The 15,720-nt window shown below is 72.1% G+C and carries 16 protein-coding genes; 4 read left to right on the top strand and 12 right to left on the bottom strand.

The annotated features are described in order from the left end of the window. Positions 1 to 24: 24 nt before the first annotated feature. Positions 25 to 225 carry a hypothetical protein gene (locus tag STRAU_RS34355; RefSeq protein ID WP_052029406.1) on the top strand — a complete coding sequence of 67 codons (201 nt, stop codon included), beginning with the start codon at positions 25 to 27 and terminating at the stop codon, positions 223 to 225. 16 nt (positions 226 to 241) lie between these two features. Here the strand turns inward: STRAU_RS34355 and STRAU_RS34350 are convergent, their stop codons facing one another. From STRAU_RS34350 to mshA, 3 genes are all read right to left on the bottom strand, one after another. Beyond that, positions 242 to 1,885: a glycosyl hydrolase family 28-related protein gene (locus STRAU_RS34350; protein ID WP_016645025.1), complete on the bottom strand. Its 1,644-nt coding sequence runs from the start codon at positions 1,883 to 1,885 to the stop codon at positions 242 to 244. A 319-nt stretch (positions 1,886 to 2,204) separates the two neighbouring features. Then, positions 2,205 to 2,705: a type III secretion system chaperone family protein gene (locus STRAU_RS34345; protein ID WP_037663806.1), complete on the bottom strand. Its 501-nt coding sequence runs from the start codon at positions 2,703 to 2,705 to the stop codon at positions 2,205 to 2,207. Continuing rightward, positions 2,698 to 4,044: a D-inositol-3-phosphate glycosyltransferase gene (gene mshA, locus STRAU_RS34340; RefSeq protein ID WP_037663826.1), complete on the bottom strand. Its 1,347-nt coding sequence runs from the start codon at positions 4,042 to 4,044 to the stop codon at positions 2,698 to 2,700. The genes STRAU_RS34345 and mshA overlap by 8 nt, the downstream gene beginning before the upstream one ends. Positions 4,045 to 4,201: 157 nt before the next feature. Here mshA and STRAU_RS34335 point away from each other — a divergent pair, with 157 nt between their 5' ends. The 3 genes from STRAU_RS34335 (at position 4,202) to STRAU_RS34325 (ending at position 8,043) form a co-directional block, all read left to right on the top strand. Further along, positions 4,202 to 5,017: a class I SAM-dependent methyltransferase gene (locus STRAU_RS34335; protein ID WP_078621700.1), complete on the top strand. Its 816-nt coding sequence runs from the start codon at positions 4,202 to 4,204 to the stop codon at positions 5,015 to 5,017. A 154-nt stretch (positions 5,018 to 5,171) separates the two neighbouring features. Beyond that, positions 5,172 to 6,284 carry a C40 family peptidase gene (locus STRAU_RS34330; protein ID WP_016645021.1) on the top strand — a complete coding sequence of 371 codons (1,113 nt, stop codon included), beginning with the start codon at positions 5,172 to 5,174 and terminating at the stop codon, positions 6,282 to 6,284. Between the two features lie 340 nt (positions 6,285 to 6,624). Continuing rightward, positions 6,625 to 8,043: a PP2C family protein-serine/threonine phosphatase gene (locus STRAU_RS34325; protein WP_016645020.1), complete on the top strand. Its 1,419-nt coding sequence runs from the start codon at positions 6,625 to 6,627 to the stop codon at positions 8,041 to 8,043. Between the two features lie 42 nt (positions 8,044 to 8,085). Here the strand turns inward: STRAU_RS34325 and STRAU_RS34320 are convergent, their stop codons facing one another. The 9 genes from STRAU_RS34320 to STRAU_RS34280 form a co-directional block, all read right to left on the bottom strand. Then, on the bottom strand, positions 8,086 to 8,436 hold the full coding sequence (locus STRAU_RS34320; protein WP_225882285.1) for a DUF2516 family protein: 351 nt from the start codon (positions 8,434 to 8,436) through the stop codon (positions 8,086 to 8,088). A 112-nt stretch (positions 8,437 to 8,548) separates the two neighbouring features. After that, complete coding sequence (locus tag STRAU_RS34315; protein WP_016645018.1) at positions 8,549 to 9,154, bottom strand: hypothetical protein; 606 nt, start codon at positions 9,152 to 9,154, stop codon at positions 8,549 to 8,551. 30 nt (positions 9,155 to 9,184) lie between these two features. Next, the gene (locus STRAU_RS34310) at positions 9,185 to 9,700 is read right to left on the bottom strand and encodes a helix-turn-helix domain-containing protein (RefSeq protein ID WP_016645017.1); all 516 of its coding nucleotides are present in this window, start codon (positions 9,698 to 9,700) and stop codon (positions 9,185 to 9,187) included. 126 nt (positions 9,701 to 9,826) lie between these two features. Next, on the bottom strand, positions 9,827 to 10,702 hold the full coding sequence (locus STRAU_RS34305) for an RNA polymerase sigma-70 factor (RefSeq protein ID WP_016645016.1): 876 nt from the start codon (positions 10,700 to 10,702) through the stop codon (positions 9,827 to 9,829). Then, positions 10,699 to 11,283 carry a carboxymuconolactone decarboxylase family protein gene (locus tag STRAU_RS34300; RefSeq protein WP_016645015.1) on the bottom strand — a complete coding sequence of 195 codons (585 nt, stop codon included), beginning with the start codon at positions 11,281 to 11,283 and terminating at the stop codon, positions 10,699 to 10,701. Before STRAU_RS34300 ends, STRAU_RS34305 begins: the two co-directional genes overlap by 4 nt. A 110-nt stretch (positions 11,284 to 11,393) precedes the next feature. Beyond that, complete coding sequence (locus STRAU_RS34295) at positions 11,394 to 12,236, bottom strand: class I SAM-dependent methyltransferase (protein WP_037663823.1); 843 nt, start codon at positions 12,234 to 12,236, stop codon at positions 11,394 to 11,396. A 159-nt stretch (positions 12,237 to 12,395) separates the two neighbouring features. Beyond that, positions 12,396 to 13,199, bottom strand: coding sequence for an ABC transporter permease (locus STRAU_RS34290; RefSeq protein WP_016645013.1), 804 nt, complete (start codon positions 13,197 to 13,199; stop codon positions 12,396 to 12,398). Beyond that, positions 13,196 to 14,203, bottom strand: a complete 1,008-nt coding sequence (locus STRAU_RS34285) for a daunorubicin resistance protein DrrA family ABC transporter ATP-binding protein (RefSeq protein ID WP_016645012.1) — start codon at positions 14,201 to 14,203, stop codon at positions 13,196 to 13,198. The genes STRAU_RS34290 and STRAU_RS34285 overlap by 4 nt, the downstream gene beginning before the upstream one ends. A 135-nt stretch (positions 14,204 to 14,338) precedes the next feature. Then, positions 14,339 to 15,181 (bottom strand): DUF4097 family beta strand repeat-containing protein, encoded by an 843-nt coding sequence (locus STRAU_RS34280; RefSeq protein ID WP_016645011.1) that lies wholly within the window; start codon positions 15,179 to 15,181, stop codon positions 14,339 to 14,341. Positions 15,182 to 15,720 lie beyond the last annotated feature (539 nt).

Raw genomic sequence — 15,720 nt, 5'->3', positions numbered from 1 at the left:
CCCGCCGACGACACCCTCGCCAAGATGGACGACGCGGACGCCTTCCGGGCGGCGATGGTGCGCACGCTCGGCCGCGACCCCTACGGGCACGGTTCGACGCCCGTGTCCACGGATACCGCCGAGCGCGACCGCCGCGAGGCGACGGTCGGCGGGGCGATCGTCCTCTACTACGTGTCGGGTTCGGTCCTCACGGTGACCGTGGTCCGGCTGGTCCCCTTCGGGTAGTCCCCCCTAGGGGCCCTCAGTCGTCCAGGGCGCGCTGCGCCTCGTACAGATTCCGGGGGCGTACGGAATCGGGCGAACCGTACGCCTCTATGCGCGAGTTGAGCTCTCCGGAGAAGTCCGGCACGTCGATCTGGTCGAACTCGCGGACCCGGGAGATGCCGACCGTGGCGCTGTGCGGTGCGATGCCGTCAATTTTGACCAGTCCGGCGCGCTGGTTGGTGACGGTGACGTTCCAGTGCGTGAAGCGCGCTCCGTAGAGGGGCCCCGCGCTCGCGTCGCCGCCGTGCCGCCCGTTGTTCTCGACGGTGATCTGGGTCCGTACGTTGGCGAACGGCATCCCGCGGTGCGTGTCGAAGGTCCCCATCCGCATCTCGCCGCGCGACCAGACGTTGTACGAGGACAGGCCCTCCACGTTGATGCCGTGCAGCTGGGTCCCGGCGGGCGCGGGCGTTGTGCGCAGCTCGATCCGGAAGTCCTCGATCAGGTTGTCGTGCGAGCCCTCACGGCAGAAGTACGGGTGGTGAGAGCCGCGGCCGCCGACGGAGGTGCGGCGCAGCGTGCAGGCGGAGGCGGCGACAAGGCCGAACCCGTTGTCCACGTGGCGTACGTGGACGTCGTCGGCCCAGCAGTCGTACGCGCACTGGAAGGTGACGCCGTTGTGGCCCTTGTCGAGCAGGTGCGGGGACTGCGGGGTCTCGACGGCTTCGAGGGTGAGGCCCTCGACGCCGGAGCCGGTGAGGGCCTTGACGTGGGTGGTGAGCCGGGGGTCCCACTCGGGCCGGACGTCGAGCGGGAGCGGCCGCTCGAAGGTCACCTTGCGCCCCTTCACGGAGGCGATCCGTACGGGCCACTCGTAGGGGACGTACGAGGTGAGCTTCGTCTTGTCGTCCCAGGTGTACGCGCGCGTGCCCGGTCCTTCGCCCGCCATGTGCTCCAGGAGGGTGTGGTCCGCGTCGTCGGCGAGGCGCAGGAGGACGAGGTCGCCGGGGCGCAGGCGGGTGGGGTCGGTGACGCGGACGGACCAGGAGCCGCGGGTGGCGGGGGCGAGGGTGGTGAGGGTGCGCCATGCGTCGCGCTTGTTGCCGGTCCAGCCCTCGAAGGGCCAGTCCTCGGCCCTGATGGCGGCGGTGAGGCTGTCCCAACGGGCGGCCGGGCAGAGCCAGATCAGGCCGCCCGCCCAGGACCAGCTCGACTTGTCGCCTCCGTAGCGACTGCCGTAGGGGCCGACGAGCTCGGTGAGGTTCCTGGTGGCGACGAGCTTGGTGCGGGTGCTGCCCGCGCCGCGGAGGACGACGTTGTCGTGGGCGACGCGGATGATGTCGTCCACGCGGTAGGTGCCGGGTTCGAGGTGGACCGTGCCCCCGCCGGCCCTTCCGGCGGCGGCGAGGGCACGGTTGATCGCGGGCGCCGCGTTCGACTGGGCGTCGGGCCTGGCGCCGTAGTGGTGGGCGTGGAACGCCCGCTCGGGGTGAGGGAGGTGCCGGGTGCCCCGGCGGGCGCCTGCGCGGCCTACGTAGGGGATCTGGGGGTGGGTGAAGGGGGTGCGGCTGAACTCCCGCCAGAGGGTGGGGGGTTCGCCTGCGGCGGCGGCACCGACGGTGGCCGTGGTGGCCGCGACGATGGCTCCGCCGAGGACGCCGCGTCTGCTGAGCTTTGCCATGCCCGCCTCCCCATCTGAGCATGTACGTGAACTGCGTTCACGTCTGCGTTGGGCGGGAGCATGCCATGCGGGTGCCGCCGGGGGAAGACGCCGTACCGCCGAAGTTACGGTCACCGTCGGCCTGGGCTGCCTTTAAGGGTTGGGAGCCGCCCTGCGGCACGATTGCCCACAGAGGGAAGGCCCGCAGCCGCCGATGGCGGGCAACCCCCGCAGGAGACGCTCACCTGCCGGTCGACTGGAAACGGGCGGGCGGGGTGGGAGATGTCCCGCCGCGGAGCGGCGGGGACAGGGAAGCCCCCACCCGGGGAAAGCCGGAGAACTACCGGGGCCGGGTCAAGTGGGTGAACGCGTCCAGGTTCCGGGTGGATTCACCGCGCGCAACGCGCCAGTCGTACTCCTTGCGGATCGCGGTCGCGAACCCCAGCTCCAACAAGGTGTTGAAGGACCCATCAGCCGCTTCGAGGACGGACCCGAGAAGCCGGTCGAGTTCCTCGGGGGTCACGGCGGCGAGCGGCAACTTCCCGGCGACGTACACGTCACCGAGGGAGTCGATGGCGTAACTCACGCCGTACAGGCGGAGGTTGCGCTCCAGGAGCCAGCGATGAACGCCCTCGTGATTCTCGTCGGGACGACGGATCACAAAGGCGTTCAGGGACAGCGAGTGCTTGCCCACGCGCAGCGAGAGCGTCGTGGAGAGCTTGCGCGTACCGGGCAGCGTCACCACGTACGCCCCGGACTCCGGGGACTCCCACTCAAGACCGGCCTCGTCGAGCACCCGCTCGACCACCGCGGAAGGCGCCCCGCCAGAAACCTCACCCATGATGCGAGCGTACGTGACGCCGGTGATCGTGCACGGCGGCGGTGTACACGTCGGCCGTGGCGGACGCCGCGGTCCCCCACCCGAAGGACTCGGCGTGCCGGGCGGCCGCGGCGCCCATGCGGTCCACAAGGTGGGGATGGTCGGCGAGTTCGCGCAGCACGCGCGCGTAGCGGGCGGGTTCGTGGCCGGAGACCAGGAACCCGGTCTCCCCGTCGCGCACGGCGACGGGCAGCCCGCCCACCGCCGCGGCGAGCACCGGCGTCCCCGCGGCCTGCGCCTCTATGGCGACAAGGCCGAAGGACTCGCTGTACGAGGGCATCACCAGGACGGACGCGGCCCGGAACCAGTCCGCGAGCTGCTCCTGCCCGACGGGCGGCTGGAAACGTACGACATCCGCGATCCCGAGGCGGGCGGCCAGCTTCTGCAGGCCCTCCGGCTTGGCGAGACCGCTCCCGCTCGGCCCGCCGACGACCGGCACGACGATCCGCGAGCGCAGCTCGGGCCGCTCCTCCAGGAGGACGCCGACGGCGCGCAGCAGCACGTCGGGGGCCTTCAGGGGCTGGATGCGGCCGGCGAAGAGCGGGACGAGGGCGTCCTGCGGGAGACCGAGGCGGTGGCGTGCGGCGGAGCGGCCGTCGGCGGGACGGAAGCGGTCCAGGTTCACGCCCGGGTGGACGACGGCGACCTTGCCGGGGTCGGCTTCGTAGTGGCGTACGAGCTCGTCGGCCTCTTCGGAGGTGTTGGCGATGAGGCGGTCGGCGGCGCGCACGATCTGGGTCTCGCCGATGACGCGGGCGGCGGGCTCCGGGGTGTCGCCCGCGGCGAGCGCGGCGTTCTTGACCTTGGCCATGGTGTGCATGGCGTGCACGAGGGGGGTGCCCCAGCGCTCGGCGGCCAGCCAGCCGACGTGGCCGCTGAGCCAGTAGTGCGAGTGGACCAGGTCGTAGTAGCCGGGCCGGTGGCCCGCCCATGCCTGCATCACGCCGTGCGTGAAGGCGCAGAGCTGGGCCGGCAGCTCCTCCTTGGCGAGGCCCTCGTAGGGACCCGCGTCGACGTGGCGCACCAGCACTCCGGGAGACAGCTCCACGGCGGGCGGCAGGGCCCCCGTCGTGGCGCGCGTGAAGATCTCGACCTCGATGTTGATCGCGGCGAGCCGCTTGGCGAGCTCCACGATGTAGACGTTCATGCCGCCCGCGTCGCCCGTGCCGGGCTGGTGCAGCGGTGAGGTGTGCACGCTGAGCATCGCCACCCGGCGGGGCCGGCGGGAGGCGCCCGGCAGCCGGATCCGGGCGGGCGCCGTTGGGGAGCGACGCCCGAGCCTGGTCACGTAGTGGCTCACGTGGCGGTCCTCCTTGGCCTTGACGGCGGGCACGGCGAGGGGGAGGCCAGGTGCGGGCCTCCTGGGGGAGCAACACCGGAAGGGCCACCTCCATTTCCTCTTTGCCAAAGCATTACCTTGGGGACCTCAACCGTGGGCCTTGCATACGCTTGCCCCCATGGCCCCCCGCGTCCCCCGTTCGTCCGCTCGCCCCGTGGGAACCGTGACGCGCGGGACCACGAACCCCAACCGGCTGCGCCGCATGGACCGCTGGATCGCCGCCGCCCACGGGGCCGCGCTGCGCCGCGCGGACGCGCCGGTCGCCGTCGACCTCGGGTACGGCGCCGCGCCCTGGACCGCCGTCGAGCTGCTGCTCAGGCTGCGCACCGCCGCCCCGCACGCGCGCGTGGTCGGCGTCGAGATCGACCCGGAGCGGGTGGCGGCAGCGCGGCCGTACGAGCGCGAGGGCCTCACCTTCCGGCACGGCGGCTTCGAGGTGCCCCTGACACCCCCGACCGAGCGTCCGGCGCTGATCCGCGCGGCGAACGTGCTGCGCCAGTACGACGAGGACGCGGTCGCCGCCGTCTGGGAGCGGCTGTGCGCGCGGCTCGCGCCGGACGGGCTGCTCGTCGAGGGCACCTGCGACGAGATCGGGCGGCGGCACGTGTGGGTGGCGCTCGGCCCCGAGGGGCCGCGCACGGTGACGTTCGCGGCCCGGCTCGGCTCCCTGGAGCGCCCGTCCGACCTCGCCGAGCGGCTGCCGAAGGCGCTGATCCACCGGAACGTGCCGGGCGAGCCGGTGCACGCGTTCCTGCGCGACTTCGACCGGGCGTGGGCGGCCGCCGCGCCGTACGCCTCGTACGGCGCGCGGCAGCGGTGGATCCGGGCGGTGCGGGACCTGGCGGCGGACTGGCCGGTGGCGGACCGGAGTTCGCGGTGGCGGCAGGGGGAAGTGACGGTGCGGTGGGAGGCGTTGGCGCCGGGCGCGGGTTGACCTCCCTGAACTGCGGGGAACGATCTCCGCGTGCCGTTCGTCACATGGGGCGGGTGGGGGATCGGAGTTGCCGCGCGGCTCTGTCGTAATCGGCGGCGGCATGGCACCATCCCGGAAACGCTGACAAGTTACTGACGGTAAATCAGCTTTGGGGGTGGCGGGCGTGACCGGCAAGGGGCACTCGACGACGGCGGCCGTGGCATTGATCTGCGCGTGCGCGGCCACGGTGCTCGCGGCGCCGGGCACGGCGTTCGCGAGCCCGGGTGAGCCGACTCCGCCGACTTCCCCGACTCCCCCGACGCCGAGCCCGGGTGAGCCGAGTCCGCCGTCGAACAGCTCCCTCGAAGAGGTCCGCAAGAAGATCGACCGGCTCTACCGCGAAGCGGGCACGGCCACCGACGCGTACAACGCCGCGGAGGAGAAGGCCGAGAAGCAGTCCGAGGAGATCGTCCGCCTCGCCCGGTCCATCGACAAGGGCCAGGCCAAGCTGGACAAGCTGAAGGCCCGCGCGGGCGCCGCGGCCCGCGCGCAGTATCGCAGCGGCGGCATCCCGGACGAGGCCCGGCTGATGCTGAGCGACAACCCGAGCCGGTTCCTGGACGGCGCGGGCCGCCTGCGCCAGGGCCAGCACGCCACCAAGGCCATGCTCACCGAAATGAGCCGCACCCAGGCGGACTTGAAGACGTACGCCAAGGACGCCGCCGCCCAGTGGAAGAAGCTGGAGGCCAACCGCAAGGCCAAGGCGGAGGCGAAGAAGAAGGTCAAGAAGAAGATCGCCGCCGCCGAGAAGATGGAGTCGCGCCTGGAGAAGAAGGAGCGCGAGCGGCTGCGGAAGCTGGAGGAGGAGGCCGCGCTCAAGCAGCAGTCGGCCTGGGTGGACACCGGTGTGCTGAAGGACGCCAAGGGCGAGGCGACCACGCCCGGCAAGAAGGCCATCGCGTTCGCCACCGCGCAGATCGGCAAGCCGTACGTATGGGGAGCGGAGGGCCCGAAGTCCTTCGACTGCTCGGGGCTCACGTCCCAGGCGTGGGCGGCCGCGGGCAAGGGCATCCCGCGCACCTCGCAGGAGCAGTGGAAGCGGCTCCCCCGCGTGGACGTGAAGAACATGCGCCCCGGCGACCTGATCATCTACCACAAGGACGCCAGCCACGTCGGGCTCTATGTGGGCGACGGCGCCATCGTGCACGCCCCCCGCCCCGGCCGGAACGTGACGGTCGCGGGCGCGGGCTCGATGGAGATACTCGGGGTCGTGCGCCCCGACAAGTGAGCCGGGCCACACCTGGGCAGGTGCGGCGGCCCGGTCCGGGCCGGGGCTGTGATCATCCCGGCCAGGTCTGCGATCACCCCTGAACGGGGCTGCGATCACCCCTGACCGGAGCTGTGACCCACTGCACGGCACACCCCTCGGCTCAACCCTTCCGGCGTGACCTTCGTCATCACTGACGGACCGAGTTCGTGCCCAAATGCCGTCCAGGATGCGGCATATGCCGTCGGCCGCGTGCCGCGCCGCATTCCGCACAGGCCCCGGCTACCGCTATGGTCCCCGTCTGGTGGGGCGTGCGACCGTCGCTCCACCATGCCCTCGGGGGGAGGGAAGGAACTCAACGATGCCCGCACCCATACCGCGGCAGAGAGCGATCCCGGCCGCGGAAGGCGGTCAGGCGCAAGCGACACCGGCAGCCGACGGCGCCGGGCCCATCGGCGACAGCACCGCCGACGACAACACCGGCGGCCCCACGGCCGCCGCCCGGGGTCCCCTCGACGACGACCCCGTGGGCAACAGCACCAACCTCACCCTGCTGGTGATCGAGGACGACCCGGCGGGCTCGCTGAGCGTTCCGGAGCTGCTCGACTCCGCGGGCAAGCCCATCCGCATCCGCACCGCCCGCAACCTCACCGAGGCCGAGCGGCTGCTCACGGACGACGTGCACTGCATCCTGCTCGACCTGGCCCTGACCGGCCGCGGGAACGGCGGCAACGGCGGCCCGGGCCCCGGCGGCCCCGGCAACGGCGGCACCGGCACCGACGGCGCGGACCGTGGCGCGGACGACCCCGACGAGCTCGCCGTGCTCAAGCACGTGCTGCGCCTCGCGCCCCGGCACGCCGTCCTCGCGCTCACCGCGTCCGGCGACGCCGAGATCGGCGCCCAGGCGGTGCGCGTCGGCGCCCAGGACTATCTGCTGCGCGAGGAGCTGGACGGCCGCCTGCTGAGCCGCGCCATCCGGTACGCGGTGGAGCGCAAGCGCGCCGACGCCGCCCAGCGCCAGCTCACCGAGTCCCGGCTGCGGGCGCAGGAGAACGCCCGCCTGGAGCGCGGCCTGCTGCCGACCCCGCTGCTCGACGGCTCCCCGCTGCGCTTCGCCGCCCGCTACCGCCCCGGCCGCTCCCGCGCGCTGCTCGGCGGCGACTTCTACGACACGGTGCGCACGCCCGACGGCTCGGTGCACGTGATGATCGGTGACGTCTGCGGCCACGGCCCGGACGAGGCGGCGCTCGGCGTCGAGCTGCGCATCGCCTGGCGCGCGCTGACGTTCGCGGGCCTGGTCGGCGACGAGCTGCTCTCCACCCTCCAGCGGGTCCTGGAGCACGAGCGGGCCGACGAGGAGATCTTCGCGACGCTGTGCACGGTGGACATCGCGCCGGACGGGCGCCGGGCCGGGCTGTGCCTGGCCGGCCACCCGTCGCCGCTGATAGCGCGCCCGGGCCGCCCCGCCGAGCTGCTCCCGTACGACGACGGGGGCCCCGCGCTCGGCCTGCTCCCCCGCGCCCGGTGGCCGCGCCGGCAGGTGGAGCTCGGCGGCAGCTGGAGCCTGATGCTGTACACGGACGGCCTGATCGAGGGCCGGATCGGTGAGGGCAACCAGCGGCTCGGCCAGGACGGCATGGTGGAGATGGTCCGCCGCCAGATCGCGTCGGGCCTGGGCGGCGAGGAGCTCCTGGAGGCCGCCGTGAACGAGGCGAGGGCCCTCAACGGCGGCGATCTCACGGACGACGTGGCGGTACTGCTCCTGGACCGGGCCCGCTAGCAGGCGCCCGCGTACGGAACAGTCATCGGAGGTACGGGAAAGTCACCGACCGCCGTTGTACGGCCCGTACGGACCGTCGCTGCTGGAGCCGCGGCGGCCGCCGCCCCCGCCGGTGATCTGCCGCAGCGCCGGGCGCACGTCGACCATGTACACGATGGTCGCGATGAGGCCGATGATGGGCAGGAAGGACAGGATCGGGAAGAGCAGGTTCACCACGAAGGCGAGCCCGAGGATGATCAGCCAGAACGGCTTGGTCTTCTTGTCCGCCGCGCGGTAGGCGTCCTCCCGCCGGATCGCGGCGTCGAGCAGCGCGAAGCCGCTGAACACGATCAGGGCCAGCGACAGCAGCCACATGAGGTTCGCGAACCCCTGCATCAGCACAACGTCCACCACCAGTCTCGGCGTATCCCTACGCGACGTACGCAGTCACCGTACCCGCTTACCCCGACAACGGGCCGGGCACTCCGAGAGTGCCCGGCCCGGCGCATCCGACGCGGGGGCCCCGCTACTTGGCGGACGGCGGCGTGGTCTTCTTCGCCGTCGTCTTCTTGGCGGCGGGCTTCTTGGCCGCGGCGGGCTTGCCGGCCGTGGCGGTCGCGCTCTTGTCCTGCGCGCCGGAGCCGGAGCCCGAGTCGGACGAGGAGGCGGACGCGGAGGCGCCCTCCTCGGTCGTCGCCCCGCCGTCCGGCTCGACCGAGTCGGCCAGTTCGACGAGCTCGTCGGCGGCCTGCTCGCCGTGCTCGGCGACCTGGTCGTACTTCTCGCGCGCCTGGACCGTGTACTCGATGGCGACGCCGACGCCGCGCAGGGCCAGGTCCTGGGCGCTCTCGCCGAGCTTCTTCAGGTCGGTGTCGACGAGGCTGACGAGCTCGCCGAACTTGGCCTGGAGGGCCTCACGCGCCTCCTTGGCGCGCGCCGCGGCCTTGTCCTGGACCTCCTTGGGGTCGGTCCTGACCACCGCGTCGATCCGGGACGGGGCCTCGGCGGCGAGCTGCTCGATGAGGCCGGGCACCTTCTTGGCCTGCTGGTACGCGAGGTCGGCGCCGCCCGCGACGAAGTAGAGCGGCTTGGGGTCGGTGAAGGTCTTGCGCACGTCGTCGGTGATGGCCATGGCGATGGTCCTCCCGGATTGGGGTTCGCTTCAGCTTGAGGGTTCGGCGTCGTCGCCGTCGGCCGTGCGGGAGCCGTCAGCGGAGGTGTCGGCGGCGCCCCGGGCGCCGTTCTGGGACGGGGCCGGGGCGGTGTCGTCCGCGTACGAGGCGGTGCCGTCGTCCGCGTACGAAGAGGTCTCGTCCGCGTACGAAGAGGTGACGAAGCCGTTCTCCTTGCGGAACGACTCGTAGATCTGCAGGAGCACCTGCTTCTGCCGCTCGTTGATGGACGGGTCGGCGAGGATGACGGCGCGCGTCTCCAGCTCGTCCCGCTCCTTCTCGTCGAGGATCCCGGCCCGGACGTACAGCGTCTCGGCGGAGATCCGCAGCGCCTTGGCGACCTGCTGCAGCACCTCGGCGCTCGGCTTGCGCAGCCCGCGCTCGATCTGGCTCAGATACGGATTGGACACCCCGGCGGCATCGGCGAGCTGCCTGAGCGAGAGCTGGGCGTTGCGCCGCTGCTCGCGCAGATACTCTCCGAGATTGCCGACGTTGAGCGATGCCATGCGTCCGATACTGCACGCACTCCGCTAACTATTGCAAGCACCCGCTTGCAAAAGTGCGCTACGCCACGCCGGGGTGCCCCGTGAGCCGAAGCTCGACAGCGGGCGGGCCGCCCGCGTCGAGCTCGGCTACCGGGCCAGTTCGGCCGGTTCGTCGAGGCGGGTCAGCTTGTGCGGGTTTCGGACCACGTGGATCCGGGTGATCCGGCCGTGCTCCACCGTGAGGCTCACCGTGGTCGGCTCGCCGTCGAGGTCGAGGCGGCCCGCGGGCTCGCCGTTGAGCCAGACGCCCGTCGCCTCGAAGGCGGGCGCCCGGTTCGCGCGGGCGAGCAGCTTCGCCACCGTCTCGGCGCCGTGCAGCGGGGCGAGCGCCGCCGGCACGACTCCGCCGCCGTCGGTGATCAGGACCACGTCCGGGGCCATGACGGCGAGGAGTTCGCGCAGCCGCCCGGTCCGCAGGGCGAGCAGGAACCGCTCCACCACGGCCTGCTGCTCCGAGCGGCTCACCCGCACCCGTGGCCGCCGGGCCGCCACGTGCTCGCGGGCCCGGCGCGCGATCTGCCGCACCGCCGCCGGGGACTTCCCGATGGCCTCGGCGATCTCGCCGTGGGCCATCTCGAAGACCTCGCGCAGCACGAACACCGCCCGCTCCGTGGGCCCGAGCGTCTCGAGCACAGTCAGCATCGCGATCGAGACGCTCTCCGCGAGCTCCACGTCCTCGGCGACGTCCGGGCTGGTCAGCAGTGGTTCCGGCAGCCACTCGCCGACGTAGTCCTCGCGGCTGCGGGACAGCGTCCGCAGCCGGTTGAGCGCCTGCCGCGTGACGAGCCGGACGAGATACGCCCGCGGGTCACGCACCTGCGACCGGTCCACGCCTGCCCACCGCAGCCAGGACTCCTGCAGCACGTCCTCCGCGTCGGCCGCCGACCCGAGCATCTCGTAGGCGACCGTGAACAGCAGGGTGCGATGGGTGACGTAAGGATCGGCGTCCGGGTGGCCGGTCATGCGGCGGACGTCGCCTCTGCCCCGGGCGTCCGTGGGCGCGCGGCCAGCGGGATCTCGCACGCGGCCGAGAAGCCCTGCGAGGTGATCCCGTGCGCCGAGTTGTTCCTGGTCGACATGTTGGCGAAGCCGATCGCCGCGGTCAGTTCGACCATCGCCGCCGGGCCGAGCCGCTCCAGCAGGCCCGCGTACAGCTCGTCGGTGACGGTCGGCGGCGTGTTCGTCATGGCCTCCGCGTACGCGAGTACGTCCCGCTCCAGCGGTGTGAACACCTCCGACTCCCGCCAGCGCGGCACCTGGCTCGCCTTGGCCAGGTCCAGGTCCTTGTGCAGCGCCTGGAAGTAGTTGATGTCGAGGCACCAGCTGCAGCCGACCTGCGCGGCGACCGCCATGTGCGCGAACGTCTTGAGCCCCTCGTCGGCCATGTCCCAGGCGTTCACCCTGCCGCCGATCTCCGCGGAGTCCGCGGAGACCTTGGGGTTGTGCCCGGTCACCTCGAAGGGCTCGGGCACGGCGCCGAACTGCTCGATCATCGTCTCGCTGAGCTCGGTGGGAAGTTCCGCCTTCGGAATGCGTAGCGCCATGGTGGCCGGCCTCCATATACGTGTGCTTCGGATGTCTGCCGCGTACGTGTGCTGCGTACGCGTACGACATGAAGACACCGGCGGGTGGGTGGATGTGACACGACACCCGCTCACGCGCGCCAGACGACGGCCTCGGTCCCCGGCAGGCGTTCGGAGAACCGGCCCGACGGGGAAGCCTCCCGCAGCAGCCGGTCGAGGTCCGCCTCGAAGGCGGCCCGGCGCTCGCCGAAGAGGTGCGGGGCCGAGAAGGACCGCGAGAACACGCCCGCGACGACGTCGTCCCGGGTGCGTACCAGCGCCTGCCCACCGGGGACGACGAGTCGCCGCGGGCCGGAGAACCCCGCCCGGGCGTACACCTCGGCCTCGCCGCCGGGTGTCCCCTGGGGCAGCAGCCCGCGGCCGGCCCGCCGGACCGGGCCCAGATACCGCCGGACCAGCTCGTCCATCGCCTCGTACGGAACAGCCGGGTGCGGCAGGCCCTCGACAGGGTCGGCGGTGTCGGGCTCCGTCTTCAGGTCCGAGACGTGGACCAGGGCTCCGCCCGGGCGGAGCAGGCCCCTGACCTTCGCCGCCACCAGGTCGCGGTCCATCCAGTGGAAGGACTGGGCGAAGGTCGCGACGGTGAACGTGCCCAGGTCGTCGGGGAGTTCCTCGGCCCTGGCCAGGACCCATCGCGCCTTCCCCGCCACGCCCGCCTCGGCCGCGGCCCGCCCGGCCTCGGCGATCATCCCGCTGTCCGGGTCCACGCCGACCACCTCGCCGAACAGGTGGGCCAGGGGCACGGCGAGGGTGCCGGGGCCGCACCCCATGTCGATGAGCCGTCCCCGGCCGTCGAGTTCCAGCGCCTCGGCGAGCGCGTCGGCGAGGCCCGGCGCGTACGGGAGCCGCCCGCGCCGGTAATAGGGGGCCGCCCCCAGAAACAGCGCGTCGTCCCACTCCCAGCCCACGGTCATGTCCACTCCCGTCGTCCGTGCCGCCCTCGGGTCGCGTACGCGCGGGCACACGCTACAAGTGGGCGGCTTCCCCGGTCGGGAAGCCGCCCACTTGAGGGGTGCGGTCTTGAGGTGTGCGGTCGGGTTTCCGGCGGTGCTGGAGTGCGCGCCGGGCCCTCGTCAGCGCTTGGCTTCCTTGTTGAAGGAGGACTTGGCCCACAGGTAGCCGAGGAGGGACAGGCCGGCCAGCCAGGCCAGGGCGATCCAGGCGTCGTTGCCGATCTCGGTGCCCATCAGCAGGCCGCGCAGCGTCTCGTTCATCGGCGTGAAGGGCTGGTACTCGGCGAACCAGCGGAGAACGGTCGGCATCGAGTCCGGCGTGACCACCGCGGAGCCCAGGAAGGGCAGGAACGTCAGCGGCATCGGCGCGTTGGAGGCGGTCTCGACGCTGTCCGACCCCAGACCCATCGCCGCCGACAGCCAGGCCAGGGCGAAGGCCAGGAAGATCAGGAGGCCGATCGCGGCCACCCACTCCACGACGTTGGCGTTCGGACGGAAGCCCACCGCGAGCGCCACACCGAGGACCACGACCAGGGCGACCACGGTCTGGATCACATTGCCGATCACATGGCCGACCAGGACCGACGCCTTGGAGATCGCCATGGTGCGGAAGCGGTTGATGATGCCCTCGGTCATGTCCGAGCACACCGACACCGCCGTGGGGACGGCCGACGCGGTCATCGTCATCAGCAGGATGCCGGGGACGACGTAGTTGATGTAGTCACCGCGGTCACCGCTGCCGCTCACACCGGGGATGTCGATCCCGCCGCCGAGGGCGCCGCCGAAGACGTACACGAACAGCAGCAGCATCAGGAGCGGCATCGCGACGACCGAGATCGTCATCGACGGGTAGCGCTGCGCGCGCTTGAGGTTGCGGCGCAGCATCGTCATCGAGTCGCGCACGGCGTACGAGTTGGTGCTCATCGCTGGGTCTCCTTCACAGCGGTCGCGCTGTCGTCCGTGGTGGCGGTCTTGCGGTCCTGGCCCGTCAGGGCGAGGAACACGTCGTCCAGGTCGGGGGTGTGCACGGTGAGCGCCTCGGCGTGGATGCCGGAGCTCTCCAGGACGTCGAGGACGGCGCGCAGGGCGGGGATGGAGCCGTCGCTCGGGATCTGCAGGCTCAGCGACTCGTCGTCACGGGTGACCGTGGAGAGCGCGAGGCGCTGGACGGCGGCGTCCATGTGCTGGACGTCGTTGAACTGGAGGCGGATGTGGCCGCCGGGGATGCGGCGCTTGAGCTCGTCGGCGGTGCCCTCGGCGACGATCTTGCCGCCGTCCAGGACCGCGATCCGGTCGGCCAGCTGGTCGGCCTCTTCCAGGTACTGGGTGGTGAGGAAGATCGTGACGCCGCTGGCGACGAGGCCGCGGATCATCTCCCACATCGTGCGGCGGCTGCGCGGGTCGAGGCCCGTCGTGGGCTCGTCCAGGAAGATGACCTGGGGGTTGCCGACCAGGGTCATCGCCAGGTCGAGCTTGCGGCGCATGCCGCCGGAGAAGTTGGACGCGGGCTTCTTGGCGACCTCGGTGAGGTCGAAGCGCTCCAGGAGCTCGGCGGCGCGGCGCTTGCCCTCGGCCTTGTCCAGGTGCAGCAGGTCCGCGATGAGGAGGATGTTCTCCTCGGCGGTGAGCAGGCCGTCGACGGCGGCGAACTGACCGGTGACGCCGATGGATTCGCGGACGGAGTCCGGCTCCTGGTCCAGGTCGTGGCCCGCGACCCGGGCCTCTCCGCCGTCGCGGGAGATCAGGGTGGTCAGGATCTGGACGGTGGTGGTCTTGCCCGCACCGTTCGGACCGAGCAGGGCGAAGACCGTGCCTTCGGAGACCTGGATGTCGATCCCGTCCAGTACGACCTTCTCGCCGTACGACTTGCGCAACCCCTGGGCGGTGATCCCCTTCGGCGGGGCGATCAAACCGGTGGTGGCAGTCATCGTGCCGCCTCCTTGCTTCTTCCGTAGTTGATTCGAGGCCGGTCTCTGTGGTTCACGGGGCCCTGCGCGTCTCTGTGGTCGACGAGGCCCTGCGCGTCTCTGCGGTGACGAGGCCCTGCGTGGCCGTGGCCGCCGTCAGGCGCGGCGGATCTTGATGTCGCCGACGCTGGTGCGGGCGGTCACCTTGACGGTCTCGGCGCCCGGGCCGGGCGCGGCGGCGTCGGTGGAGCCCATCTGGTTGTAGACCGTGCCCGCCTGGGAGTTGACTTCGAGCCAGGCCGCGCTGGACTGGCGGACACCGACCTCGATGCCGCCGGCGGCGGTCGTCAGGGTGACCTCGCCGCGGGCCACCTCGCTGATCTGGATGGTGCCGCTCTCCGTCTTCGCGTCGACACCGGCGTGGGCGACGCCCACGGAGATGCTGCCCGAGTAGGAGCGGGCGCGCAGCTCGCCGGTGACCTCGCCGATGGTGGTGTCGCCCGAGAGGTTCTTGACGGTGGCGGCGCCCGCGACGGTGCGCAGGTCGACCCGGCCCACGGCGTCCACCTCCACGTCGCCCGTGGCGCGCTCCAGGCGGACGTCGCCGTGCTCGGTCTTGAGGAAGGCGGCGCCCACCTCCGCGACGTGGATGTCACCGGCGGAGGACTCGAACCGGCAGTCCCCGAGGCGGCCTTCGGCGCTGAAGACACCGGCGGGCGCCGTGCCCCGGACGTCCGACCCGGCCGGCAGCTCGATGGTGAGCTCCACGGAGCCGCTCTTGCCGAAGAGAGAGCGCTTCTTGGAGCCCTTGATCTCCAGGCGGCCGTTGTCGCAGGTGACCTGGATCTCCTCCGCGGCCTTCACGTCGGCGTCCCGGCGGCCGTCGGTCGGCAGGACGGAGACGACGGTGTCGAGGCGCTTGCCGGCGATGACGCGGGCCGTTCCGTACTCGAACTCGACGATGGCGGAGAGGGGCTCGGGGGTGTCGAAAGTAGGCATGGCGGTCCCTGTCTGGCTGAGGTGTGCGGGCCCGTCGGTCGGAGCGGGCGGTGGGTTGTTGTGCGTCACTCCGGCGGGCCGGCGTTCTCAGCCCCCGGAGCCGTGCTGTTCATGACGCCAGCATGGCATCACCATGGCGCCAACGCAAGCGGCAGTGGCGCACAGGTGATGCCACAGCGAGTGAGGCGGGCCACACGGCGCGTCAACAGGCCGGTGGCGTACCGCTCTGAGCTGGGCCTGTTCGGCTGGAGGCGGTTCAGGAAACCCCTGTGTCAGCGCGCCGAGAAGTTGGCACAACGGTGTGCGTGCGGCGCAGGGAGAGGCGCGGGAGGAAGGTGTGACACCGGGGCGGCATCACCGCGCGCCATCGCGTGCCACGCCGCGCCACCGCGCGCCACGACGGCTCCGCTCGCGCGGCGGAGGGGAGGGGCGACGCCGGGTCAGGGCGCCGGGTCAGGGCGCCGACGCCGACGGCACCGGCGTCGACAGCACCGGCGTCGACGGCACCGGATCAGGGCGCCGACGCCGAGGGCCGCGCC

It is taken from the genome of Streptomyces aurantiacus JA 4570 (assembly GCF_000414115.1).
GTDB classification, from domain to species: domain Bacteria; phylum Actinomycetota; class Actinomycetes; order Streptomycetales; family Streptomycetaceae; genus Streptomyces; species Streptomyces aurantiacus_A.
This window is presented reverse-complemented; position numbering and strand designations above follow the sequence as displayed.

What these genes read in the sequence shown, in the direction of transcription:
- STRAU_RS34355 (WP_052029406.1), top strand. Translation starts at nt 25, where the DNA reads ATGGACGACGCGGACGCCTTCCGGGCGGCGATGGTGCGCACGCTCGGC.
- STRAU_RS34350 (WP_016645025.1), bottom strand. Translation starts at nt 1,885, where the DNA reads ATGGCAAAGCTCAGCAGACGCGGCGTCCTCGGCGGAGCCATCGTCGCG.
- STRAU_RS34345 (WP_037663806.1), bottom strand. Translation starts at nt 2,705, where the DNA reads ATGGGTGAGGTTTCTGGCGGGGCGCCTTCCGCGGTGGTCGAGCGGGTG.
- STRAU_RS34335 (WP_078621700.1), top strand. Translation starts at nt 4,202, where the DNA reads ATGGCCCCCCGCGTCCCCCGTTCGTCCGCTCGCCCCGTGGGAACCGTG.
- STRAU_RS34325 (WP_016645020.1), top strand. Translation starts at nt 6,625, where the DNA reads ATGCCCGCACCCATACCGCGGCAGAGAGCGATCCCGGCCGCGGAAGGC.
- STRAU_RS34315 (WP_016645018.1), bottom strand. Translation starts at nt 9,154, where the DNA reads ATGGCCATCACCGACGACGTGCGCAAGACCTTCACCGACCCCAAGCCG.
- STRAU_RS34310 (WP_016645017.1), bottom strand. Translation starts at nt 9,700, where the DNA reads ATGGCATCGCTCAACGTCGGCAATCTCGGAGAGTATCTGCGCGAGCAG.
- STRAU_RS34305 (WP_016645016.1), bottom strand. Translation starts at nt 10,702, where the DNA reads ATGACCGGCCACCCGGACGCCGATCCTTACGTCACCCATCGCACCCTG.
- STRAU_RS34300 (WP_016645015.1), bottom strand. Translation starts at nt 11,283, where the DNA reads ATGGCGCTACGCATTCCGAAGGCGGAACTTCCCACCGAGCTCAGCGAG.
- STRAU_RS34295 (WP_037663823.1), bottom strand. Translation starts at nt 12,236, where the DNA reads ATGACCGTGGGCTGGGAGTGGGACGACGCGCTGTTTCTGGGGGCGGCC.
- STRAU_RS34290 (WP_016645013.1), bottom strand. Translation starts at nt 13,199, where the DNA reads ATGAGCACCAACTCGTACGCCGTGCGCGACTCGATGACGATGCTGCGC.
- STRAU_RS34285 (WP_016645012.1), bottom strand. Translation starts at nt 14,203, where the DNA reads ATGACTGCCACCACCGGTTTGATCGCCCCGCCGAAGGGGATCACCGCC.
- STRAU_RS34280 (WP_016645011.1), bottom strand. Translation starts at nt 15,181, where the DNA reads ATGCCTACTTTCGACACCCCCGAGCCCCTCTCCGCCATCGTCGAGTTC.